The sequence below is a fragment of the Pasteurella oralis genome, assembly GCF_042681465.1.
GTDB classification, from domain to species: domain Bacteria; phylum Pseudomonadota; class Gammaproteobacteria; order Enterobacterales; family Pasteurellaceae; genus Pasteurella; species Pasteurella oralis.
Genome location: NZ_JBHUFP010000027.1, coordinates 54,071 through 76,447, shown reverse-complemented (window position 1 = coordinate 76,447; position 22,377 = coordinate 54,071). Strand labels below are relative to the sequence as shown.

Here is a 22,377-nt window from a genome sequence, read left to right as displayed (position 1 = left end):
CCTTTTTGAGTTTATTTGATACTATTTTAAGCGTGCCAATAAATACAATGGCGCATAGGTTAAAGTCACTTGTTGTTGCAAATTGGCATAATTTTGCTGATATTGGTGGCAAAAATGCTGCAATTTAGTTTTAGTCCATCCATGTTGGCTAATCGCATTGACGCCTGTTTTTTGCAGATGTTTTAATACTTCGATGGGTTGCGCAAAGGTCAATACAATCTCCTCCTGTGCGAATGCCAATAGCTCAAATTCTGGCACCAACCATTGCTGCCATTGTGCTGCACTCGGATAGTCTAACCCAATTCCCGTAATTTGTTTCACTTCGTATAAATTGGTCGCACTAAACGTACTTAACAACAAGAACCCTTGTTTTCTTAAGCCAGTTTTCACCCGCTGAATAAAACCTTGTTTGTCTTCAAACCATTGCACCACTGAAGCTGCCGCAATCAGATCATATTTTTTGCTGAAACGAAACTGTTCTGCATCACCACAATGAAATTTAAAAGGCTGAGGCAGTGTCATCTGTAAATGCTGCTGCACATCACAAAGATCATTGAGTTCCCAATGCTGTGCATAAAGTGCTGTCATTAAACCTTGTGTTAATCCCCCCGTTCCACAACCTAACTCCAGCACATTTTCAAATTTTTGGCATTGCATTAAAGGTAGTAAATCAATTAAACGCTGTTGGATTTGTTGTTGAGCGAAGGCTTGTTGATCATAGTGCGTCAAGGCTTGCGTAAAGCGTTGTTTAATACGCTGTTTCGTTAACTTTTGCATTGGTATTCCCAACATTGTGCCCAATGACTAAACTGTGGAAACAATAAATGCTCCGCTTCAACTTCTGTGATTTGGCAACGAGATTGCCAATAATCGCGTTGATGTTGCGCAGGAAAAATTTTATCTTTTGTACCAATGATCGCCTTGCTCCATAGAATCAGATCGGTACGTTGATCTTGCTGTAAACCTTGATAAAGTGCGGTCAGTTCTGAGTAAATTTCATCAAGTGTCGGGCGTTGTGCTAACTGTTGATAATCTTGCAGCGCTGTTTTATTGCCACAAATTCGACGCTCAAATTTATGCCGATTTTCTTCATTCAATCCCGTTAAGGTTCCTTCAAATATAGTACAAGGAATCCCAAATTGATCATGACAAGGATAGCCAGTACCATTAATTGCCGTTGCTGAACTCAATTGATAAGGCTGCATAATGCGTTTTGCTACCCAAACGCCCATGGACCATGCCACAACACGAATAGTTTGGTAGCTAGTGAAATCAAAATCACAGGCTAACTGTTGATAATCGTAACAAATCACTAAATCGTAATTTTCAGGTAGACGTAAATGCTGAACCACGCTTGGTGGCGTGCCCCAACCAGCGAAATAGACGATAACATGCTGCCCTTGTTGATCAAAATGTTGTATTTTCACGCGCTCAACTCCTGTAAACAGCCAACTAATCCCGTCACATCATCAAACGTCATGTCTGCACTAAGAGAGAAACGAATACGCGAAGTACCTTGTGGTACTGTCGGCGGACGAATAGGTAAACAATAATAGCCTTGCTGCTGTAATTGCTGTGCCAATTGTACCGTGTTCTGATTGTCACCTAAAATATAAGGCACAATACAGCTTTCACTTGGCATGGTAACATTAAATAAGCGAACAATTTGTTGGCGTAAGTAATCACTAAGCTGGGCTAAATGTTGCCGTTGCTGGCTAAAGTGCGGTAAGTTTTCAAATAAAAAGTGAGTCCAAGCCACATTCAATGGCGGCAAGGCAGTGGAAAAAATTAAAGGACGCATTTTATTGACTAAATAGTCTTTGAGCACCTGATCACAAACCACATAGGCGCCCATAGAAGCCAAAGCTTTACCGAAAGTACCAACTAAGAGATCAATCTGTTCAATACATTGTTGTTGCTGTGCTAATCCAAGCCCTGTTGCACCATAAACACCAATGGCATGGGCTTCATCGACATACAACATGACATTGTCAAATTGCTGTTTTAATACCACCAGTTGATTTAAATCAGCCAGATCACCGTCCATACTGAATACAGATTCCGTCACCACAATAATACGCGCAAAAGTGCGGTGTTTTTTGTGCAAGATTTGTGCCAAATGTGCATAATCATTATGACGGAAGCGTAGAAAATCACACTGTGCTAAACGAATACCATCAATCAGACTAGCATGGACTAATTTATCTGCCACGATTAACGTTTGCTTATCGGCTAAAGCAGGTAAAATCCCAATATTGGCATGATAGCCACTGTTAAACAGTAAGGCGCTTTCACGACCAAAAGCGTTCGCCATCAATGTTTCAAGTGAATCATAAATCGGAAAAGACCCCGTTAACAAACGCGAGGAAGACGAAGTCAAACTTGGTAATTGATCTTGATATTGATTGAGAAAAGCTTGGCGTAATGCTGCATTATTCGCTAAGCCTAAATAATCATTCGATGACATATTAAGCATGGTTTTGCCATCTTTATGAATAAAACGCCCCTGATGTGTTAATTGTGGCAGTTGGCGAAATTGATTTTGTTCACGCAAACCGGCAAGTTGCTGACTGAAATGATTATAGATTGCCATATTCTTCCCTTAGAGCTTGAATAGTGCCTGCAATAAGCTGCGATAATTCATGAGGCTGGATAATAAAAGGCGGCATTAAATATACCAGCTTACCAAACGGGCGAACCCATACGCCATTTTTCACAAAACGTAGTTGTAAAGTCGCCATATTGACAGCTTGTTTCATTTCAATCACGCCAATTGCCCCTAACACTCGGACTTCTTTTACCGCAGAGAGCATTTGCGCAGCATGTAATTCTTGTTTAAATTGTTGTTCAATCCGCTGCACATTGCTTTGCCAGTCACTGTCTAATAATAATTGGATACTTTCAGCAGCAATGGCACAAGCTAATGGATTTGCCATAAAAGTTGGTCCATGCATAAAACATTTCGCTTCACCAGAACAGATTATTTCAGCAATCTGTTGACTCGTAATCGTAGCAGAGAGAGTTAAATAACCACCAGTCAATGCTTTACCAAGACACATAATATCAGGTAGTACTTGTGCATGTTGATAAGCAAATAACTTACCAGTACGCCCAAACCCTGTTGCAATTTCATCAAAAATCAGCAATATCCCATACTGTTCACATAATGCTTTTGCTTGTACTAAATATTGTGGAGAATAAAAATACATTCCTCCTGCACCTTGCACGATAGGCTCCAAAATTAAAGCAGCAATTTCATGACCTTTTTCAGCAAGTAGCTCTTCTAATGGCGTAATGGCTTCATCATGCCAGATTTCATCAAACTTCACACAAGGTTGTGGTAAAAAATATTGAACGGGTAATCCTTTAGCAAATAAACTGTGCATACCTGTCACAGGATCACACACTGACATGGCATGCCAAGTATCGCCATGATAACCTGCACGAATAGTGGCGAATTTATAGCGTTGCTGCTCACCTCTAGCTTGTTGATATTGTACTGCCATTTTCATTGCGACTTCGACCGCAACAGAACCACTATCAGCAAAGAAAATTTTATCTAATGGCGCGGGTAGGAGTTGAACAAGTTGTTGTGCTAATCGTACAGCAGGTTCATGGGTTAAACCACCAAACATGACATGACTCATTTGCGCCAGCTGTTGCGTCGCGGCTTGATTTAAACGTGGATGATTATAACCATGTATCGCAGACCACCAAGAAGACATGCCATCAATAAGCTGCCTACCATCCATTAATTGAATTATCACCCCTTCTGCACGCTGTACTGCAAATAATGGTAGTTCACTATTTACTGCTGCATAGGGATGCCAAATGTGTTGCCGATCAAATTGTAAAAGTGAATTTTCATTCATGGGGGACTCTCCGGTAAACTGGCGTAAATGAACACAACTACTTACATAAATTGAATAACTTGCTATAATCGCCCAGCACTGAGGTTTGAAAGCCTTTTATTCTAACTTAAAAAGATGATTTATCACCATGAATATATTAGAAAAAAAATCTCAACTTAGTTATTGGCAACGAATTAAAATTGCTTTCCAATACGTCATGCCGCAACTTTATTTAACTCAACTTGCAGGTTGGTTCGCCAAACAGCAATGGGGTTCAGTCACTCATTTTGTGATCAAGTTGTTTGCTAAAAAATATAATGTCAACATGGCAGAAGCGGCTAGACCTGCTTTTAGTGACTATGCGAGCTTCAATGAGTTTTTTATTCGCCCACTGGCGGAAAATGCGCGTCCAATTAATCAAAATCCAACCGCACTTTGCCTCCCAGCAGATGGACGAATCAGCCAAATTGGGCATATTGCTCATGATCTTTTATTACAAGCTAAAGGGCATTATTTCAGCTTGTCTGATTTACTTGCTGGCGATCAAGCATTAACAGACACATTCAAACATGGTGAATTTGCAACGATTTACCTTTCACCGCGTGATTATCATCGTGTACATATGCCTTGTGATGCGACATTACGTCAAATGATTTATGTGCCAGGTGACTTATTTTCCGTGAATCCTTTCTTAGCTGAACATGTACCAAATCTATTTGCGCGAAATGAACGCCTTATCTGTGTATTTGATACGGAATTTGGCAAAATGGTGCAAATTTTAGTAGGTGCCACAATTACTGCAAGCATGAGTACAGTTTGGGCAGGTGTTGTTAACCCGCCACGTCCAAATCAAGTGACGACTTGGCGTTATGAAGGCGAAAACGCGATTAAATTAGTGAAGGGACAAGAAATGGGCGCATTTCAATTAGGCTCGACTGTCATCAATTTATTTGAAAAAGATCATGTACAGCTCGCAGATCATTTACAAGTAGACAGCCCTGTGCGGATGGGTGAAATTTTAGCACACCAAAAATAATATTTAACGACAATAGGAAAATAGCATGAGCAAACAATTTTTTGAACAAGTTTCATTAGACAGCGTTTCTGCGCAAGGCAGTTACGGTATCGGTCTACAAATTGGTCAACAATTACTGGATAGTCAACTTGATGTCAGCGCGGAAGCTGTCGCAAAAGGTATCTTTGATGTATTAAACCAAAATCCACCTGCATTAGATTTAACTGTGGTTAGCCAAGCTTTACAAACCTTACAGCAGCAAGCAACTGAAGCGCAACAAGCCCAATTCAAAGAAATTGAAGCAGCAGGTCAGCAATTCTTAACAGAAAATGCAAAAAAAGATGGCGTTAACATCACTGAGTCAGGTTTGCAATACGAAGTATTAGTTGAAGGCACAGGTTCTGTACCAAGTCGTCAAGATCAAGTGCGTGTACACTACACAGGGACTTTAATTGATGGTACTGTATTTGATAGCTCAGTTAAACGAGGTCAACCTGCGGAGTTTCCAGTCAGTGGTGTGATTGCTGGTTGGATTGAAGCTCTAGCTATGATGCCAGTGGGTTCAAAATGGCGCTTAACTATTCCTCACAACTTAGCTTATGGTGAGCGTGGTGCAGGCGCATCAATTCCGCCATTTAGTACATTAGTATTTGAAGTGGAATTATTAGATATCCTATAAATAATAAAGCGGTGATGTTCACCGCTTTTATTTCATTTTACGGTATTATGTAGCAGTTGCACAAAGATTTTAACCGCTTAACATTTTACAATCCTTGCAAGATTTTATAATTTTGCGAGGATTTTTATTTATGGCAAGACCCGTTTCCTTTATTAGCAATAAAATTAACGAGCTTCATCAGCAAGCTCAACATTATCATCATGCTTATAAAGATGCAAAGAAAAAGATCAAAGTGCTAGAGCAAGCCTTGTTCATCCTGAATCCGCTCAATGATAATTATTTTTTGGATTCTGAGGATAGGATTATTCCTAAAACTGAATATGCGTTAATGAGAGAAAAGTATCAGTTCCGCAAAGGTCTTGCCAAAATCATAAAACGATTGCCTCATCAATGGTTTTCTACTGAAGAAATCACATTAAAATTCATGGAGTTAGAGCATATTCTCTATGATAAAGCAATTTACTCTACACTACGAAAAAAGATTGCTGCTGCGTTGCGTTTACTACACGAAGAAGGGATATTAGATAGGAAAACCCATTATGAGAATGGAATGTATGGTAGGTTCCAATCACAATGGCGGTTGGTTAACCTTTCCACTGCCACTTAACGATTCTACGGCTGATTTCGGTGCGCGTTATGAACCCTTGCGCGTAGAGTTTATTCATTCGCTTCCGCACGGCATCGTAGTGCTTTTCAGCAGGTGCAGAGGGGTTATCCTCGATTTCGAATAGGCGTAAGGTCAGTTCTGCGATGGTAAAGCTGCGAGCCTCACTTTTCATTATCTTCATCAGATTGTGGGTGATTTTGATGCTGAATAGCCGTACGCCTTTTCGGTAGGTGTAGTTGGGCGTGTTGTATTCCTCAATCGCTTTTTGCTCTAACATTAAATTGAGACTCTTGTTAAGGCTGTCAATTTTGGTGTTTACGATGTTGAGGTGTTCCAAAATCTGCTTTTTCTCAAACGCAAGGGCTTTTAGCTCTTTACGGAGTTGGCGAATAAGGGTGTTCATCAGTGCAATATCCTTTCTACGGCGATATGCTTTCGCTGCCAATAACCGCACCAGTTTGTATTGTTGTCCGTAGTTAAGCATTTTTCCAGTACATCACGGAACTGCCAACCATTCGATTTTCGGCGGTTATCTTCACGATAGGCAATTTCATTCGCATAGCCAAGCAGATAGACGTTGCTCATCTTATGGACTTGGCCGTAATACATGCGTTTGAAACGCGAGAAGTAACTTTCCGCCTGATTGTTGGTGATGCCGTCATCGCTACGGTATTCGTGTTGGTGGTTTACCGTATGTAAATCGTAGTGTGGCATTAAGGCCGAGTACGCGTTGCTTTCGTCCGTATGAATGCGCGAGCCACGCTGGATAAATTTATCCGCGAACTGCTGTACTACCGATTGGGTTTCTGAATAGGTCACGAAAACGTGGGTGGATTTTGCTCCGCGTGCGTGGCGGTCAACTTGTTTTTCCGTTTCGGTATAATGCTCACGTGCAACCATCACACAACGCTTATCGGGGCTTTGGTTTTCTTTGAGCCGATAGTCGATGCGGTCAGTTTTCTTATTCGCTTTACGTGGCGCTGGGTGAACGTAAGTGCCGTCCATTTCCACCAAGCCTGATAGTTCATGAATATCTCGCTTTTCAAGTAAGGATTGGCGGATTTTATGCGACAACACGAAAGCTGTTCGGTAATTTACGTCTGCATCGCGCGACAGTTGCAAAGAGGAAATACCCTTCGCGGCATTCACGAATTTGGCAATAATATAAAGGTAGGTTTGCAACGACTTTTTGCGGTTGGCAAAAATCGTGCCAGACGTGACAGAAAAGGTATGTCGGCAATCCTTCATTTTGCACCGCCACTGCTTACGCGTTGCAATGAAATAGGCTTTGTGACGAACGCCGCATTTCGGGCAAACTACATTCTCCGTGCTTTGCCAACGTAGGTTTGCGAAAATCCAGAAGGCTTCCTCGTCAGATAGTTTTGCTATCTTAAACTATGAAATCGTTTTCGCCTGACTAGATAAGAGAAAGTGTTGGGCCATAATCCTAAACTATGCAAAAAGTGAGGAAAAACTACATATAATTTTGACGAATTTCATCAAAATACCATTACCTAGCTTACGCTCAAATGCGATATAATGATGACCATAATTCGCAATTATACGCTCAAATGCGTTAATTGTCAATCTGTGTTTTGATAAGGAACGCGCAAATGTGTATATCAGAGAGATTGAAGCAAGTCTGTGAGTTGAAAAATTGGCGGATCAAGGATTTTGCCGAAATGACAGGATTACCCTACCGCACAATGCAGGGGTATATCGGTGGCGAACGTGAGCCGAACGCCGAAGGAATGACCGCGATTGCGAAAGTCGGTATTAACTTGAATTGGTTAGTGAGCGGTACAGGTGAAATGTTTACCCAAGATGCCATTGAATTAGCCGATCAGGAAAAACAATTACTTTCTCATTTTAGACAATGTAATTCATTAGGAAAAAAAGCGGCTGAATTAAATATTCAGGCACTTTCTCAAGATAACGAATTTAATCAAACAATTTAATTAGAAATAATTAAATAACACTTGACAAGCATAATTAAGGACGAAAAATGAGCCTACAAGCCTACAAGCCTACAAGCCTACAAGCCTACAAGCCTACAAGCCTACAAGCCTACAAGCCTACAAGCCTACAAGCCTACAAGCCTACAAGCCTACAAATAGTTTATTTTCTAAATATCAACCTTACAAATTTATTTTTGGAGGTTGCTAATGATTAATACTGAAACAGAGACAGTTGTAAAAAAAATCATCCCTTATTTACAGAGACGAGGGTATGACATTGTAAAAGATCTTAATTTTGAGACTTGTATTAAATTACCTGAAAGATACAGTAATGGATATGTTGATATTTTAGTTACTTGTGGTAAAAAATCTCCTTTATTTTTAATAGAAGCTAAAAGAATTAATAAAAACCTAACACAAAAAGATAGAGATCAAGCAATTGAGTACGCTAGATCAAAGGATATTAATGTACTATTTGTAGTAATAACTAATGGTCATGATATTCAATGTTTTAATGTGAAGAATAAAAATAGAATTTTATGGGATGGAAAATCTCAAGATAAAATTCCAAATAAAGAACAGTTAAAGAAAGTTATTTCTACCTTAAAAACAAATCCTGATGAAACAAACATTTCTATTTCTAATGATTCTAGCTTACCATTTAGAGCTGGTTTGGCATTAAGACAGCTTAATTCTCTTTTTTATAGATGTCATAGTGCTATTAGAAAAATAGAAAAAAACGAGGAGAATGCTTTTTCTGATTTTTCGAAATTATTATTCTTAAAGTTATTGGAGGAAAAATCAGATTTAGACGAAGGTTTTTTACTTCCTTACTCATATAAGTTTCATGAATTAGCTTTGAAACCAGACCATGAAGCAGATCAAATAAAAGACTCAATCCTGAATATGATTCAATATATCGTTAAACAAAAATCGTATGGGGAAGTTTTGGAAGATAAGATAAAATTAAAAAATCCTAAAACATTTAAATATATAGTGAAAGAATTATCTAATGTTTCATTTTGTGATTGCAGCTTGGACTCTAAAGGTGCTGCATTTGAATATTTCGTTAGGGCAACGTTAAAAGGTAAGAAATTGGGGCAATACTTTACTCCTAGAGAATTAGTTGAAGTTATGATTTCAATAGTTGGAAGAAATAAAATTATTAATTCATTACTGCTAGGAAATCAATTCAAAGTATTAGATCCTTCTTGTGGAACAGGAGGGTTTCTTGTATTTTTAATGCAAGATGCAATTAACCAGATTAATACTAAGTATAATAATAGAGAGATTCAGCATCATATATTACAAGAGTTAACTGAAAAAATAAAAAAAGATACTTTTTTTGGTTCAGATGCAAACGAAGGCGTTGCAGCGTCTGCAAAAATGAATATGATTATTTCAGGAGATGGACATACTAATATACAACATGAGGATAGTCTAAGTCTATCAGCAAAAAACTGGAATATTGATTATCCTGATTGCGATTTAATATTAACAAATCCTCCTTTTGGAACCGTAGAAACGGCTTCATTATCTAAAGATGATTTAAAACAATTTGATATAAAAAATGGTAAAGGTCAAAGTTTATTTATTCAAAAGATGATAAAGTGTTTAAAAAATGGCACTGGAGAAATATGCACAGTAATAGACGAAGGAATTCTAAATAATGATAATTCTAAACCGCTAAGAAAATGGATAATGGAAAATTGTAAAATAAAAGCAATAGTTAACTTACCATCAGACACATTTAAACCAAATAAAATAAATGTAAGATCTAGCCTATTATATCTTGAAAAAAGAGAGATGCCCGATGTTGATCTTGATGATAATTATAGCATACCTATTTGTAGTATTAGCTCTTTAGGCTATTTAGGTTCAGGTGAAAAAATCAGAGGGTTTGATATAAAAAGGCTATTAAATGAACTTTCTACAGAGTTATTCAATAAAGAATCAGGAACTCATAGGTCAGGGTATAATTGGGAATCATTTGACATTCTTGCTAAAGAAATAAATGAAATAAACTCTTATAGGTTTGACTTTAAATATTGGAATCTAAATGTAAAGGATAAAATATTAGAACTAGAAAAAAAAGGAAAAAATATAAGCCAAATAAATAAAATAAAAACATCTAGAGGAAAAAGCCCTTCTGCAGATAACTATGTTGATGAAAAAGATGGCTATGCAGTAGTAATAAAATCAGGAAGTAATATAACTAAATTTGGAACGGTTTCCATTGAGAATTCTGATTGGATTGAGAAATCCTTGTATGATGAATATATTGCAGACGCCAAGACTAAAGGAGATAACAATGCCCTTATAAAAAAAGGGGATATATTATTATCTTCTACTGGTGATGGAACGCTAGGTAAGTCAGCTGTTTATGAATTAGATATACCTGCTATAGCGGACGGACATGTGACAATTATTAGAGTGAACCAAAATGAGATTGACCCATATTACTTATGTGATTACTTACGTAATGGCTTTGGGAATATTCAGATTGAAAGACTTTATACTGGTTCTACTGGTATGATAGAATTAACTCCAACCCAAGTGGATTCTATTATTGTAGATATAATTCCTATTACGGAACAAAGAGCAATATCTAGAAAACTTAGAAAATTAGAAAAAGAGTATTTAAACAAGATACAAAAAGCTGATGAAATTTTGGCTAAAGCGAAAAAGATAATGAATTAGTTAAAAAACTATAAATAAAAATAGCGATCTCCCTACTCGCTATTTTTATCTAATTCGCATCTTGATTGGATTAACTCTTACTTCATTCTCACTTTTAGGCTTATTCTCTGATGTTCTATTCATTAGCTCATCAGGGAAAGGCTGAAGCAAATCTTTCATGACATTTTGAGCGGAAATTTCTAGCATCCATCTTGAATAATATAAGCTATTGGATAATTCATTAAGTTCAAGGGAAACCGTTTCCACATCCATAATTTTGTTTAAGAGTGGATCGGCCTGTATATCTTCGCTATAGGTACTCACTAATTTATCAGGATCTTGTGCAAACGCTTTTAACCGCTCTAGTATTGGAGATGACAGAGCATATCCATAATTTTTAGCGATAAAGTGCAAATCAAATAAATCACGCCCTTTTGTTCGGGTATTATCGCCATCAAATGCTGCATTTAATTTATTGTCGGTAATACGTTCAATCGAAGCGACTCGAATACCATTTCTCACTGAAACTTGCTCTTCTGGTGGTGGATTACGGTAAGAAATTTCAATTTTGAGAGAGTCTTTATGCCCCGTCTCTCGAACGTGATAATTCACCATATAGCGACTGACTGTATCGGTATCTTTCTTCACGTTGATCTCATCAATAATAATGCCGTGTGGCGCTGCACTTTTAATTTTGCTGATAAGATTAAGCTTTTTATCGGAGTCAAAATCTAAATCTTCAGAGAAACGATTTAGCCCATAACCTAAATAGAGGGCCGTGCCGCCTTTCAATACAAGTGGGGTTTCGACTAATTGGGATAATACGCCACGCATCAATCGTTCATGTTGTTTATCACGTTCGTTTACATTATTGGATTCTTGCTTTTCCATAATCGTAAGTTCTCCTTTTCACTTTCCGTTAAATTAGGCTCTAGTGAACGAATTAGGGCATAAACCGATTCCTTATCTTCATCAGACGGAAACCAATCATCAAGCACGACACGCCCAATCGAACCTGTTTTTAACACGGCATAATAAAGGTAATCCACGCACGCTCTTGGGTGGTCGGCCATCCAAACAGGTGTATGCTCTGGGTAATAACCCATCTCATTGAGCCGTTGTGTGCCGTCAATAATACCGTGTTGGCCAAGCAAGTGATGGGTATTCTTCGGCTGATTTTCCCCGTAGAGATAGAAGTCTAGTGGATAAGCATTAGAACTTAATGCTGCTGCACTATGCCAATCCCCCGTATTTTCAGGGCTGATGACATTCAATGCCACAATACTGCTGACATAGTAATCAGGATTTGTCGGTGGAATATAAAGCATTTCGATCGTCCCATTCCTTTGCAATTTGCCACATTATACCACATTCAAATACTGTATAAAACACTAGCAAACCACTTCCCATTAGAACAAAATATCTGCAATCAAACTACAAAAAAGATTTTTCTTGACAAGGTACTTTTGCGATTTCATCGGGGTTTAAGTCTATTTTGGCGATAAAATACACAGCAAAATTTCGCTTGACAACGCCCCCTATAACTAATACCTTTTTGCCCAGGGACAATAGTCCCTTCATTACGACTTTTGCTTTTTTGACCTAAAAAGGCTTGAAAAAAAGTGGTGATGAAGGGGCTATTTTTTATGGATTCCTTCATACCAGATGATTTATCAACGCATAGAAGGAAACCGCCATGGACTCATCATCATTTCTCTTTGATCTTGTTACGATCCCCCTCTTAATCTGGCTTTGTCGCCGCGCTCTAGCCTTAAAGCCCCTCTACTATCTCATTTTGATGTGCATATTCGTTAGCCTGTCATTGTGGCTGATGAAAAGCGACATCGCCTTTTTACGCGATTACGGGCGATTAAGTAAGATGGTGTGCAGTATGGAGGGCTTCATTATGGGGATTCAGCTTATTCCGCATTTTCCTGAAGTGGCTACTTCACGCAAAGAAATGCCAATGTACTGCTTTGTGTCGAAAAACTGGATTTTCTCGGCAAAAGACAGAGCGAAACGGGAAGCCTATTTGGAGGGGAAATGATGAAATCTTTCACGTTCAAACGTAGCTTATTTTCGGAGATTTGGTTTGAAGATTTTCTACTTGACGATGAAACACAGGCACTCATCCGCATCTTGCAGAATAAGCTAGAACCAACAAAATTAGAGCCGTATCAGGGAGAAAGAATTGATTGGGAAGCAAGAGAGAAGCAGCGTAAACAAGCCGATTATGATAAATGGCAGAGCTATGATGAACGCGATCCGTTTCATCATCAAATCTTCCCTACCTACACCCAAGCCTATGCCTTGCAGCAGGCTAAAAAAGCGATTGCAGAAATCGATAGTTTAATTGAGTGGCTCTGCGATGAGAAAGAAGCCAAACGCCATGTATTAGAATGGCACGAGATTTACCAACGGAAATTCGAATTGGTGAACTAACACTTCCTATTGACAAACTGCTCATTTTTTGATAGATTAAAGGCTCGTTAGGCATTGAAGTCTAGCGAGTTTTTCTCTTGTTTAAAGCAAGAGAAGAGGTTGGTTTTACCGCCTTTAAAGCAGCCCATATTGGCTCACCCTTTGGGTTTTATTACTATGGCTACTGCACATTTTGATTGAATGCTTGCAGTAGGAATTCATGTAATAAAACAAGGGTTTCACGATGCAACACTTCTTGCTTTCTTCTCAATCTCGCACGCTCAAACTCAAAACCATTTACCGCTTATCTGAATGGGAAGCCTTCCGCCTAATGAAAGGTGCTCGTTGGGGCAATCCCGACAACCTGAATGATGTCTGCTGTCCGCATTGCGGTAAACGACACAATGCTTATTTTCTTCACTCTCACAAACGTTGGAGGTGCAAACATTGCTCGCGCGATTTTTATGTTACTACGAACACTGTTTTTGCCTTTCATAAACTGGCACTCGCGGATTTACTTGCGGCCATCACCTTATTTGTCAATGAAGTCAAAGGTATCTCCGCGATTACGATGAGTCGCCATTTGGGTGTCAGTTACAAAACCGCTTACGTCCTTTGCCAAAAGCTGCGTGAAGCCTTGTTTAAAACGCGCGATTTATCGCCGTTGCAAGGTGAGATTCATCAGGACGGGATGTGGATTAACTTTCGTCAACGTAAGGCGAATTTCCGCAATAATCGAGCCAAACAGAGAGAAAAGAGAACAGGCTATCCCAAATTCCGCCCAACTAAACGCTGCATTATCAGCCTAGTGCAACGTGCGGCCAATGATGAAATGCAAGGCTCAAACCGAACCATTGTGGCGATGGATTACAGCGAAAACGCCGATACGATTTTTGCCATGAACAAACGCTTTGTGAAGCAAGGTAGTGATATTTTCTGCGATGAAAATCCTGCTTACAAATTGTTAGATTTTCATTACAACGTTTGGTCGGTCAACCATCAGGAAGCGTACAGTAAATGTGGCATAAACAACAATTTAGCCGAATCTTTCAATGCGCGTGAACGCGATTTGACCCGTGGAGTGCATCATCATAGAAGCAATAAATACGCCTTACTCTATGCGAATCAAGCTGCATATCACTCCGATAACCGCCGTAAATCCAACGGACAACTCTTTGAAGATGTACTGCAACGCTGCTTATGGGGATTACCGTTAAGAGAATGGGTAGGCTACTGGCAAGGAAATCATCGCGAAAGTGAGGTTATCGGAATGGACGCGTTTTCGCCGCAAGAAATTTCCAAGGAATATACGATGCGGTTGAATGAAATGAGTACGAACGAACAGGATGAGTTTTTCTCGTTGGTGGCGTAAAGCTTAAATCTGACGGTTTAATTAGTTTTTGAAATGGTTAAATTTCTACTTGAAAGCAAGTGGATTGGGTAAGCTTGTCTTGAATTTATCAAAAATGAAACGCCCTGCGCATTTTGATAGCGAGCAGGGCGTTTTTGTCGATTTCTCAGCGGTGTTTTGCTAAAATTTTGCTGTGAATTTTAACAGGGCTTTGTAGCGATTATGGGTTTTGTGCAACTGCTACATAATACCGTCATTTTATCGTTTTAAACCTTGTTGATAGCCATTTTCCCACGAAATTAAAAAAACTTGTGCTATCGCTTGCTGTGTTTGCTGCTCACAATAAGTACTACGTTGAGCTAACATTTTTTGTTTATGCTGACGAAACGACTTCCCAACACGATAACCATCCAAATACCAATCGTCTTTATCTTGACATGCCATTGTATTAATACGTTTTTCCGTTTGCGTCACTGAAAAAGGTTTATGTGCTTCAATTTGCGGATGTGCAGAAACACTAGGTTGAGCACAGCTCGCGAGATTAAGTGCAATCACACTAAATAACAGTAAATTAATTTGCTTCATTGTATTATCCTAAGTTTATAGCACAATCATATCATCTCGATGTACCGCAACTGAGCCGTATTCATAACCTAAAATTTGCTCAATATCTTGTGATTTTTTACCTTTCAACAAATGTAATGCATCACTATTGTAGCGCGGTACGCCTAATGCAATATCTTTACCTTGTTGAGTGCGAATTTTCACCACTTCACCACGCGAAAAGCGTCCGTCTACATTAATAATCCCAGCAGGTAGTAATGATTTATATTGAATCAATACCGCACTTTCTGCTCCCTCATCAATCGTAATCACACCCGCCGCTGGTGCAGCATATAACCATTGCTTACGCCCTTCTAAACGATCTGCTTGTACCGTAAATTTTGTCCCAATATCTGCACCATAAGCTAAATCACTAATCACATTTGCTCGGTTACCTGGCGCAATAATCGTTTCAATACCCGAGCGCGTTGCAACATCGGCAGCACTAATTTTGGTAGACATACCACCAGTCCCTAAAGAGGTCCCACTGCCACCCGCAATTGAACGAATATGATCAGTAATTTTATCCACTTCTGAAATCAGTTTAGCCGCTGGATTTTTACGCGGATCACTATCAAAAAGTCCTTGTTGATCAGTTAACAAATAAAGCTGTTCTGCCTGTACTAAAATCGCAACCAGCGCTGATAAATTATCATTATCCCCTACTTTGATTTCTGACGTCGCCACCGCATCATTCTCATTAATCACGGGAATAATTTGATTATCAAGTAAAGCACGTAAAGTGTCTCTTGCATTTAAGAAACGTTCGCGATCTTCAATATCTGCACGAGTCAATAAAATTTGCCCAATATGAATATCATAAATAGCAAAAAGCTTTTCCCATGTTTGAATCAACTGACTCTGCCCCACCGCAGCCAGCAATTGCTTTGAGGCAATTGTAGGCGGCAACTGAGGATGATTCAAATAATGACGACCAGCCGCAATCGCCCCAGAAGTGACAATAACTAGACGGAAACCTGCTTGGTGCAGCTGAGCAAGTTGGCGTACAATTTCCATCATATGTGGCAAATTTAACTTGGCAGAACCCTGTGTTAAGGTACTAGTACCAAATTTCACTACGATCGTTTTATCTGTTTTCATATTGAGCATCATCTTATTCTTTTTTGTTCAAAAATTGTGGCTAAATTACCATTAATAACTAAAAAAAGCATTAATTTTATCTTGCTTAAACCGACAAGATAACCTCCTTTTCTACACCCCAAATTATGTTATAGTAATCGCATTTCTCTGGCTTAATAACAGGACCATCATATGACTTTCAGCCTTATCGTTGCGATGACAAAAAATGCTGTCATTGGAAAAGATAATCAAATGCCTTGGCACCTTCCAGCCGACTTAGCTTGGTTTCGTAAAAATACAACGGGTAAGCCTGTCATTATGGGGCGTAAAACCTTTGAAAGCATCGGACGCCCGTTGCCGAATAGAACCAATATCGTGCTATCACGCCAGCCTTATCAACAGCAAGGTATTATTTGGAAAAACAGTCTGGAAAGTGCGGTCGATTTTGTCAAAGATTCTGCTGAAATTATGCTCATTGGTGGTGGTGAACTGTTTAAGCAATATTTGCCGCAAGCAGACAAGCTCTATCTCACTGAAATCCAAGCAGAATTAGAAGGCGATACTTATTTCCCTACTATCAATTGGAACGATTGGCACATTGACTATGAAGAATGGCGTAAGGCAGATAGCAATAACCCTTATGATTTACGCTTTGTTATTTTATCAGCTAGCAACTGCCGCTAAAATCACGAAAAAAGCCTATCGAATCATATTATTCGATAGACTTTTTCTTAATCTCAGTAAACCCCTACTATTACTCAAGTTTCAGCGATTTTAAGCGTAATGCATTCATTAACACAGAAACTGAACTCATTGCCATCGCCGCACCCGCAATAATCGGATTCAATAAACCGAAAGCAGCTAATGGAATACCTAACACATTATAAATAAAAGCAAAAAACAGATTTTGCCTGATATTTTTTAAAGTCGCTTGTGAAACCAACAAGGCATCTACCATCTGATTAACTGAATGTTGCATCAGCGTTGCTGAAGCAGTATGCTCTGCCACATCTGCCCCATTTTGCATAGCAAAACTTACATTAGCAGTTGCCAATGCAGGCGCATCGTTAATGCCATCACCCACCATAGCAACGACTTTGCCTTCTGCTCTAAGCTGCTGAATTTTTGCAGCTTTATCACGTGGTGATAAATTTCCATAGGCTTGTGTAATACTAAGTTGCTGAGCAATGTATTCCACTGCACTTTGTTGATCACCACTCATGATATACACATCAATATGTTGTTTTCTTAAGCGTTCAATCGCCACCAGAGAATCCGTTTTCAAACTATCAGCAATTGCAAATGCACCAATTGGTTGTTCATCGACAGCAACCGCAACAATACTTGCAATTTGCCAAACAGGATCTGTCAGTGTAGGCAGTAATAATTGACAATATTCTGGCTTACCTACTTTCACAACACCAATATCCTCCACCACTGCCTGAATACCTACACCAAGTGTGGTCTGAATTTGTGTAGTGTTGAATAAAGCCAGCTGCTGTTCAGCTGCCAACTGTACAATCGCTTGCGCCAAAGGATGATTGGCATGTTGCTCAACCGAAGCTGCAATCTGTAGCAATTGTGTTGCTGAATAGCCCATATTTTGGTCAAGCCAAGATGTAGCGATCTGTGGTTTACCTTCAGTTAAGGTGCCAGTTTTATCTAATACTACCGTATTTACGGCTGCACTTTCTTCCATTGCAGCGGCATCTTTGAACCAAATCCCACGTTTTACTGCATTGCCCATACCAACCATAATCGCAGCAGGGGTCGCTAAACCTAATGCACAAGGACAAGCAATCACCAATACTGCCACGGCATGAATCAATGCTGTCACTGCATTTTGGCTAATCCAATAAGTTAAGACAAAAGTGAATAACGCAATACCAATAACGGCAGGCACAAACACTGCGGCTACTTTATCTGCGAAACGAGCAATTGGGGCCTTACTTCCCTGTGCTTCTGATAATGCATTCATCATATCACCCAATAAAGTATGGCTACCTAATTGTTCTGCTCGATAAATTAATGTACCCTCGCTCAACATTGCACCAGCCAACACCTTACTCCCTACATTTTTAATTTCAGGTTTGGACTCGCCAGTTAAATGACTTTCATCACTCCAACCACTCCCACTTTGTACAATACCATCTGCGGCAATACGTTCACCTTGATTAGCACGTAATAACTCACCCACTTGTACTTGATCTAAAGGAATCTCTTGCCATTGTTGATCACGTAATACTTTGACTTGTTTTGGTGTTAATTTAAGCAGTAAACCTAAGCTATTTAAGCTGTGTTTTTTAGTGCGTTCTTCTAAAAATTTACCCAGACTAACAAAACCTAATACCATAACACCTGCTTCAAAATACACAGGCGGCATAGCATGCGCTGTATGTTCTGAGCTATACAACAACATAAATAGAGAATAAAAATAAATACTTAATGTTCCTAAGCTGACTAACACATCCATATTAGCTAATCCACCTTTAATACTGCCCCATGCGCTTTTATAAAAAGGAATTGCTAACCAAAATTGTACAATTGAAGCTAAGGCACATTGCCACCATGCAGGTAACATCCAATGATGTTGTCCCAATAACATACCTAGCATGCCGACAGCAAAAGGGAAGTTAATTAACAACAAAAGCCATAGGCACCAATGACTTACCTGCTTTTCCACAAGCACAACTTCATCATCTGTTTTGAGCGTCCCCGCAAAACCTGTATTTTGAATAATCTGCAAAATATCCTGCACTGAATGTGTACTATCTTCGAACATCACTTGTGCCTGCTCACTGGCAAAATTAACCGCAGCTTGTTGCACAAAAGGTTTTTTATTTAACACTTTTTCTATACGGCTTGCACAAGCTTGACAGGTCATTCCTTCGATTTGAATAGTAATTTTTTGCTGCATGCGTTATTCCATTTGTGTACAGTTAATTTCGATAAAAAAATAGACTGAACACACAGTCTATTTCTATTGCATAAGTGTTATGCTTGTTGTGCATCAAAGCCTGCATTTTCCACTGCATCAATTAAATCAGCAACGCTTACTTTAGTGTGATCAAATGTGACCTCTGCATTAGCTGCCTCTAGATTCACATTGGCAATAGCAACGCCATCAAATTCTTGTAAAATACGCGTGACACTTTTTACACAACCACCACAATGCATTCCTTCGATTCTTAATGTTACTTTTTGCATAATTAACTCCATCTTGATATAAATTTTGCTGTATGATATATGCTGCCTCTCAACGAAACTCTCACAAAATCGACCGCACTTTTACGCTGTCAACGCTAATGAAACAACTTCATTAGCTTATCACCAAAAAAGAAAGTCACAAGCCCAATACCAACAATGGCTAAGCCAATTAACTTGAATATATTCACTTCGCGTACAGGCATATTAATTAAACCATAATGATCAATAATCATTGCCATAATTAACTGACCTACAATGATAAAGAACAGCATATTGGTAATCCCCATTTTAGGAGAAAGCAATATAGTGGTGAATACTACTAGCACCCCAAGAGACCCTCCAATAAATTTCCACCAAGAATGCTGTGTCACTGTAGCAAGCTGAGTCAGCAAATCTGTTTTAATTGAGCTAATGACCAGTAAAAGCAAGGCGCCAGTACCAAAAGAAATAAAGGTTGCGATTAAAGGTTCATCACCCATTGCTTTTGCTAATTGAGAATTAATTGCCGCCTGAGAAGCAAGTGCGACACCTGCAGCGAGCGCAATCAATGTATAAAGAATAAACATAATTGACCTAAAATATGAAAACCAAACTTATTGTAGCGAGATTCTTTCTAGGTGCAAACGTTTAATCAATAAACAAGCTTGCATTCTGAGCCGAAATGCGTATGATGGCGACCTCGCAAATAGCGAATAACAATTTATTATTCACTTTTGGGTTCCCTCACCCCAATTAACAATCAAAAAGGTATTACAATGAAACATTCATTTTCGATCTTTAGCGATCAACAAACTCGTCGAGCTTTAATTATTTTGAGTTTTTTTCATATTTTTATTATTGCTGCGAGTAACTATCTGGTACAAATCCCATTTGAAGTTAAGCTTCCATTAAGTGCGTTTGGTGCAAGTGAAGATTTTAGCTTTCATAGCACTTGGGGAACTGTCACTTTTCCATTTATTTTTCTTGCCACCGATTTAACAGTACGTGTATTTGGCGCCAAAGAAGCAAGATGGATCATCTTTGTTGTGATGATTCCCGCACTCATTATCAGCTATGTAATTTCTACGTTATTTTCTGATAGCCAATACCAAGGCTTAAATGCGCTGAGCACATTCAATATGTTTGTCTTCCGTATTGCAATTGCAAGCTTTTTTGCTTATGTTTTTGGTCAATTATTGGATGTATTAGTGTTTAATCGCTTACGTCAATTAAAAACTTGGTGGATTGCGCCAACTAGCTCGATGATTTTTGGTTCAATGGCTGATACGTTCTTGTTCTTTGCAATTGCTTTCTATGCGAGCAGCGATCCATTTATGGCGGCACATTGGATGGAATTAGGCTTTGTCGATTATTTATTTAAATTAGTGATAGGTATCTTATTATTCGTACCCGCTTATGGTGTGGTATTAAATTTAATTTTACGTAAGCTCCAAGCACTTGCTTCGACACCCAGAATAGCTTAATTATTACACAAAAAAATGCCACAACAACGTGGCATTTTTACTAACTATTAATCCATAAAGGAATCCGTAAATTTACGCATAACCCGCCTAAATGGCTTGCACTTGCCCAAACTGCGCCATGATGCTCTTTAACGACATTTGCCACAATGGCTAACCCTAATCCGGTCCCACCAGTTTCTCTCGTTCTCGTTTCATCAACACGATAAAAAGGCTGAAAAATCTTATCATACTCAGACTCATCTAGTCCTTTGCCATTATCATCAATAACAATCATTAATTCTTGCTTTTTCAAGAAAATCGAAACTTTGATTTCACTATGTGTATATTTCAAGGCATTACGTACAATATTCTCCACCGCACTAACTAATAATCCTTTATTGCCATTAATGTAATATTTTTGTGGCTGAGAAATATTTTGTCTTACTGTGAAGCAAAGTTGACGATGCTCCGCCTCAAAAATGGCATCATCCAGCACTTCTTCCCATAATTCATTAATCGGAAAGATTTCACGTACTACATGACTATTTAACTGTTGACGAGATAACAATAATAAATCATTAATCATTTTATCTAAGCGGCGTGCTTCAATTTCAATTCGATGAATTTCAGTATTTTCTTCACCAAATCGACGACGTAACAACGCTAAAGCCAGCTGCAAACGAGTTAACGGCGTACGTAATTCATGAGAAATAGAAGACAGTAATACTTGTTGACTGGAAAGCAAATCTTCTAATGCTTCTGTCATCTGATTAAAACTTTGCCCTACTTGGCGTAATTCAAGAGAACCTTTAGTTTCAAGATCTTTATTGACTTTAAAATCGCCTAGTGATACAGCTTTTGCCGACATTTGTAAATTTTTAATTGGCTTACCAATACTTCGTGCTAACCACCACAATAATGGCGTTGAAATTAAAATTAGCAATGCCACTAATACCGCAGGATTGGCGAACACAAAGCTCATAATTTCTTTTTGTGCACTCACACGATCAATAAAGTACAAAGTATAAGATTTATTTGCTTCGCCACCCAAATGAATTGAAAAGGGTCCTACAATACGTACATCACCAAATACTTTTTTCAATGGTTTAGCTGGATTTGATGACGAATACATAAATTGTGACAAAAGTGGAATTTCAGCCGCTGATGCACCTAAAACATTACTTGTGTCACTTTCATCAACTAAAACAGGACGAATAACATCAAGGCGATCAGCATGAGAAAGCGGTACCCCTGCTAAAATTCGTGCGATTTGATTATGCCGAATAGAGGTAATAATTTCTTGTTGGTAAGATGAGAGTTCTTTTTCACTTAATTCTGAATAAATACGTGAATCAAAATAAGGAATCGAAAAAATAAGAATTGATAGCAAAGAAAAAGTAAGCCAGAAAAAGGCGAAAATACGGAATGAAATAGTATTAAAGTAACTTTCTTTCGCAAATGGCATACAGTCCTCAAACATAAGG

At 38.7% G+C, this 22,377-nt stretch carries 24 protein-coding genes; 10 read left to right on the top strand and 14 right to left on the bottom strand.

Going from position 1 to position 22,377, the window contains the following annotated elements; translation table 11 throughout:
• Positions 1-21: 21 nt before the first annotated feature.
• Genes bioC through bioA form a run of 4 tightly spaced genes read right to left on the bottom strand, consistent with a single transcriptional unit; the run spans position 22 to position 3,872 of the window.
• Positions 22-777, bottom strand: coding sequence for a malonyl-ACP O-methyltransferase BioC (bioC, locus tag ACFSAV_RS11590; RefSeq protein WP_379099885.1), 756 nt, complete (start codon positions 775-777; stop codon positions 22-24).
• Entirely contained in the window at positions 765-1,427 is a 663-nt protein-coding gene (locus ACFSAV_RS11585; RefSeq protein WP_379099882.1) for a pimeloyl-ACP methyl esterase BioG family protein, read from the bottom strand. The genes bioC and ACFSAV_RS11585 overlap by 13 nt, the downstream gene beginning before the upstream one ends.
• Positions 1,424-2,593, bottom strand: a complete 1,170-nt coding sequence (gene bioF, locus ACFSAV_RS11580) for an 8-amino-7-oxononanoate synthase (RefSeq protein ID WP_379099880.1) — start codon at positions 2,591-2,593, stop codon at positions 1,424-1,426. Before bioF ends, ACFSAV_RS11585 begins: the two co-directional genes overlap by 4 nt.
• The gene (gene bioA / locus ACFSAV_RS11575) at positions 2,580-3,872 is read right to left on the bottom strand and encodes an adenosylmethionine--8-amino-7-oxononanoate transaminase (RefSeq protein ID WP_379099877.1); all 1,293 of its coding nucleotides are present in this window, start codon (positions 3,870-3,872) and stop codon (positions 2,580-2,582) included. The genes bioF and bioA overlap by 14 nt, the downstream gene beginning before the upstream one ends.
• A gap of 127 nt (positions 3,873-3,999) precedes the next feature.
• On the opposite strand from bioA, the gene asd reads away from it, so the two are divergent.
• The 3 genes from asd to ACFSAV_RS11560 all read left to right on the top strand — a co-directional run bounded on the left by asd (position 4,000) and on the right by ACFSAV_RS11560 (position 6,152).
• A complete protein-coding gene (gene asd, locus ACFSAV_RS11570) occupies positions 4,000-4,887 on the top strand; it encodes an archaetidylserine decarboxylase (RefSeq protein ID WP_379099874.1) in 888 nt (295 codons plus the stop codon).
• A gap of 25 nt (positions 4,888-4,912) precedes the next feature.
• A complete protein-coding gene (locus tag ACFSAV_RS11565) occupies positions 4,913-5,545 on the top strand; it encodes an FKBP-type peptidyl-prolyl cis-trans isomerase (RefSeq protein WP_379099871.1) in 633 nt (210 codons plus the stop codon).
• 130 nt (positions 5,546-5,675) lie between these two features.
• Positions 5,676-6,152, top strand: a complete 477-nt coding sequence (locus ACFSAV_RS11560) for a hypothetical protein (protein WP_379099868.1) — start codon at positions 5,676-5,678, stop codon at positions 6,150-6,152.
• Here the strand turns inward: ACFSAV_RS11560 and ACFSAV_RS11555 are convergent.
• Positions 6,130-6,597 carry a hypothetical protein gene (locus tag ACFSAV_RS11555; protein WP_379099865.1) on the bottom strand — a complete coding sequence of 156 codons (468 nt, stop codon included), beginning with the start codon at positions 6,595-6,597 and terminating at the stop codon, positions 6,130-6,132. The two genes, ACFSAV_RS11560 and ACFSAV_RS11555, sit on opposite strands and share 23 nt — an antisense overlap.
• A complete protein-coding gene (locus ACFSAV_RS11550) occupies positions 6,555-7,541 on the bottom strand; it encodes an IS1595 family transposase (protein WP_379099951.1) in 987 nt (328 codons plus the stop codon). The genes ACFSAV_RS11555 and ACFSAV_RS11550 overlap by 43 nt, the downstream gene beginning before the upstream one ends.
• A gap of 224 nt (positions 7,542-7,765) precedes the next feature.
• Here ACFSAV_RS11550 and ACFSAV_RS11545 point away from each other — a divergent pair, with 224 nt between their 5' ends.
• Positions 7,766-8,110, top strand: a complete 345-nt coding sequence (locus ACFSAV_RS11545) for a helix-turn-helix domain-containing protein (protein ID WP_379099862.1) — start codon at positions 7,766-7,768, stop codon at positions 8,108-8,110.
• A gap of 207 nt (positions 8,111-8,317) precedes the next feature.
• Complete coding sequence (locus ACFSAV_RS11540) at positions 8,318-10,810, top strand: N-6 DNA methylase (protein ID WP_379099859.1); 2,493 nt, start codon at positions 8,318-8,320, stop codon at positions 10,808-10,810.
• A 45-nt stretch (positions 10,811-10,855) separates the two neighbouring features.
• On the opposite strand, the gene ACFSAV_RS11535 is transcribed toward ACFSAV_RS11540, so the two are convergent.
• Complete coding sequence (locus ACFSAV_RS11535) at positions 10,856-11,680, bottom strand: nucleotidyl transferase AbiEii/AbiGii toxin family protein (RefSeq protein WP_379099856.1); 825 nt, start codon at positions 11,678-11,680, stop codon at positions 10,856-10,858.
• Positions 11,653-12,117: a hypothetical protein gene (locus tag ACFSAV_RS11530; protein ID WP_379099949.1), complete on the bottom strand. Its 465-nt coding sequence runs from the start codon at positions 12,115-12,117 to the stop codon at positions 11,653-11,655. Before ACFSAV_RS11530 ends, ACFSAV_RS11535 begins: the two co-directional genes overlap by 28 nt.
• A gap of 563 nt (positions 12,118-12,680) precedes the next feature.
• Here ACFSAV_RS11530 and ACFSAV_RS11525 point away from each other — a divergent pair.
• The 3 genes from ACFSAV_RS11525 to ACFSAV_RS11515 all read left to right on the top strand — a co-directional run bounded on the left by ACFSAV_RS11525 (position 12,681) and on the right by ACFSAV_RS11515 (position 14,582).
• A complete protein-coding gene (locus ACFSAV_RS11525) occupies positions 12,681-12,836 on the top strand; it encodes a hypothetical protein (RefSeq protein ID WP_379099852.1) in 156 nt (51 codons plus the stop codon).
• Complete coding sequence (locus ACFSAV_RS11520; protein ID WP_379099849.1) at positions 12,833-13,231, top strand: hypothetical protein; 399 nt, start codon at positions 12,833-12,835, stop codon at positions 13,229-13,231. Before ACFSAV_RS11525 ends, ACFSAV_RS11520 begins: the two co-directional genes overlap by 4 nt.
• Before the next feature lie 223 nt (positions 13,232-13,454).
• Positions 13,455-14,582 (top strand): IS1595 family transposase, encoded by a 1,128-nt coding sequence (locus tag ACFSAV_RS11515; protein WP_379099846.1) that lies wholly within the window; start codon positions 13,455-13,457, stop codon positions 14,580-14,582.
• A gap of 237 nt (positions 14,583-14,819) precedes the next feature.
• On the opposite strand, the gene ACFSAV_RS11510 is transcribed toward ACFSAV_RS11515, so the two are convergent.
• Together ACFSAV_RS11510 and proB are read right to left on the bottom strand one after the other, a co-directional pair.
• A complete protein-coding gene (locus ACFSAV_RS11510; protein ID WP_379099843.1) occupies positions 14,820-15,146 on the bottom strand; it encodes a hypothetical protein in 327 nt (108 codons plus the stop codon).
• 15 nt (positions 15,147-15,161) lie between these two features.
• On the bottom strand, positions 15,162-16,265 hold the full coding sequence (gene proB / locus ACFSAV_RS11505; protein WP_101775455.1) for a glutamate 5-kinase: 1,104 nt from the start codon (positions 16,263-16,265) through the stop codon (positions 15,162-15,164).
• A gap of 171 nt (positions 16,266-16,436) precedes the next feature.
• Between proB and folA the strand changes: the two genes are divergently transcribed.
• Complete coding sequence (folA, locus tag ACFSAV_RS11500; RefSeq protein ID WP_379099840.1) at positions 16,437-16,928, top strand: type 3 dihydrofolate reductase; 492 nt, start codon at positions 16,437-16,439, stop codon at positions 16,926-16,928.
• A 70-nt stretch (positions 16,929-16,998) separates the two neighbouring features.
• Here folA and ACFSAV_RS11495 read toward each other — a convergent pair whose 3' ends face one another.
• The 3 genes from ACFSAV_RS11495 to ACFSAV_RS11485 form a co-directional block, all read right to left on the bottom strand.
• Positions 16,999-19,161, bottom strand: a complete 2,163-nt coding sequence (locus ACFSAV_RS11495; RefSeq protein WP_379099837.1) for a heavy metal translocating P-type ATPase — start codon at positions 19,159-19,161, stop codon at positions 16,999-17,001.
• Positions 19,162-19,238: 77 nt separating this feature from the next.
• Positions 19,239-19,451, bottom strand: coding sequence for a heavy-metal-associated domain-containing protein (locus tag ACFSAV_RS11490; protein WP_101775221.1), 213 nt, complete (start codon positions 19,449-19,451; stop codon positions 19,239-19,241).
• Positions 19,452-19,546: 95 nt separating this feature from the next.
• A complete protein-coding gene (locus ACFSAV_RS11485; RefSeq protein WP_379099834.1) occupies positions 19,547-20,017 on the bottom strand; it encodes a DMT family transporter in 471 nt (156 codons plus the stop codon).
• Positions 20,018-20,206: 189 nt separating this feature from the next.
• On the opposite strand from ACFSAV_RS11485, the gene ACFSAV_RS11480 reads away from it, so the two are divergent.
• The gene (locus tag ACFSAV_RS11480) at positions 20,207-20,914 is read left to right on the top strand and encodes a 7-cyano-7-deazaguanine/7-aminomethyl-7-deazaguanine transporter (protein WP_379099831.1); all 708 of its coding nucleotides are present in this window, start codon (positions 20,207-20,209) and stop codon (positions 20,912-20,914) included.
• Between the two features lie 40 nt (positions 20,915-20,954).
• Here ACFSAV_RS11480 and cpxA read toward each other — a convergent pair whose 3' ends face one another.
• The gene (gene cpxA / locus ACFSAV_RS11475; protein ID WP_379099828.1) at positions 20,955-22,358 is read right to left on the bottom strand and encodes an envelope stress sensor histidine kinase CpxA; all 1,404 of its coding nucleotides are present in this window, start codon (positions 22,356-22,358) and stop codon (positions 20,955-20,957) included.
• Positions 22,359-22,377 lie beyond the last annotated feature (19 nt).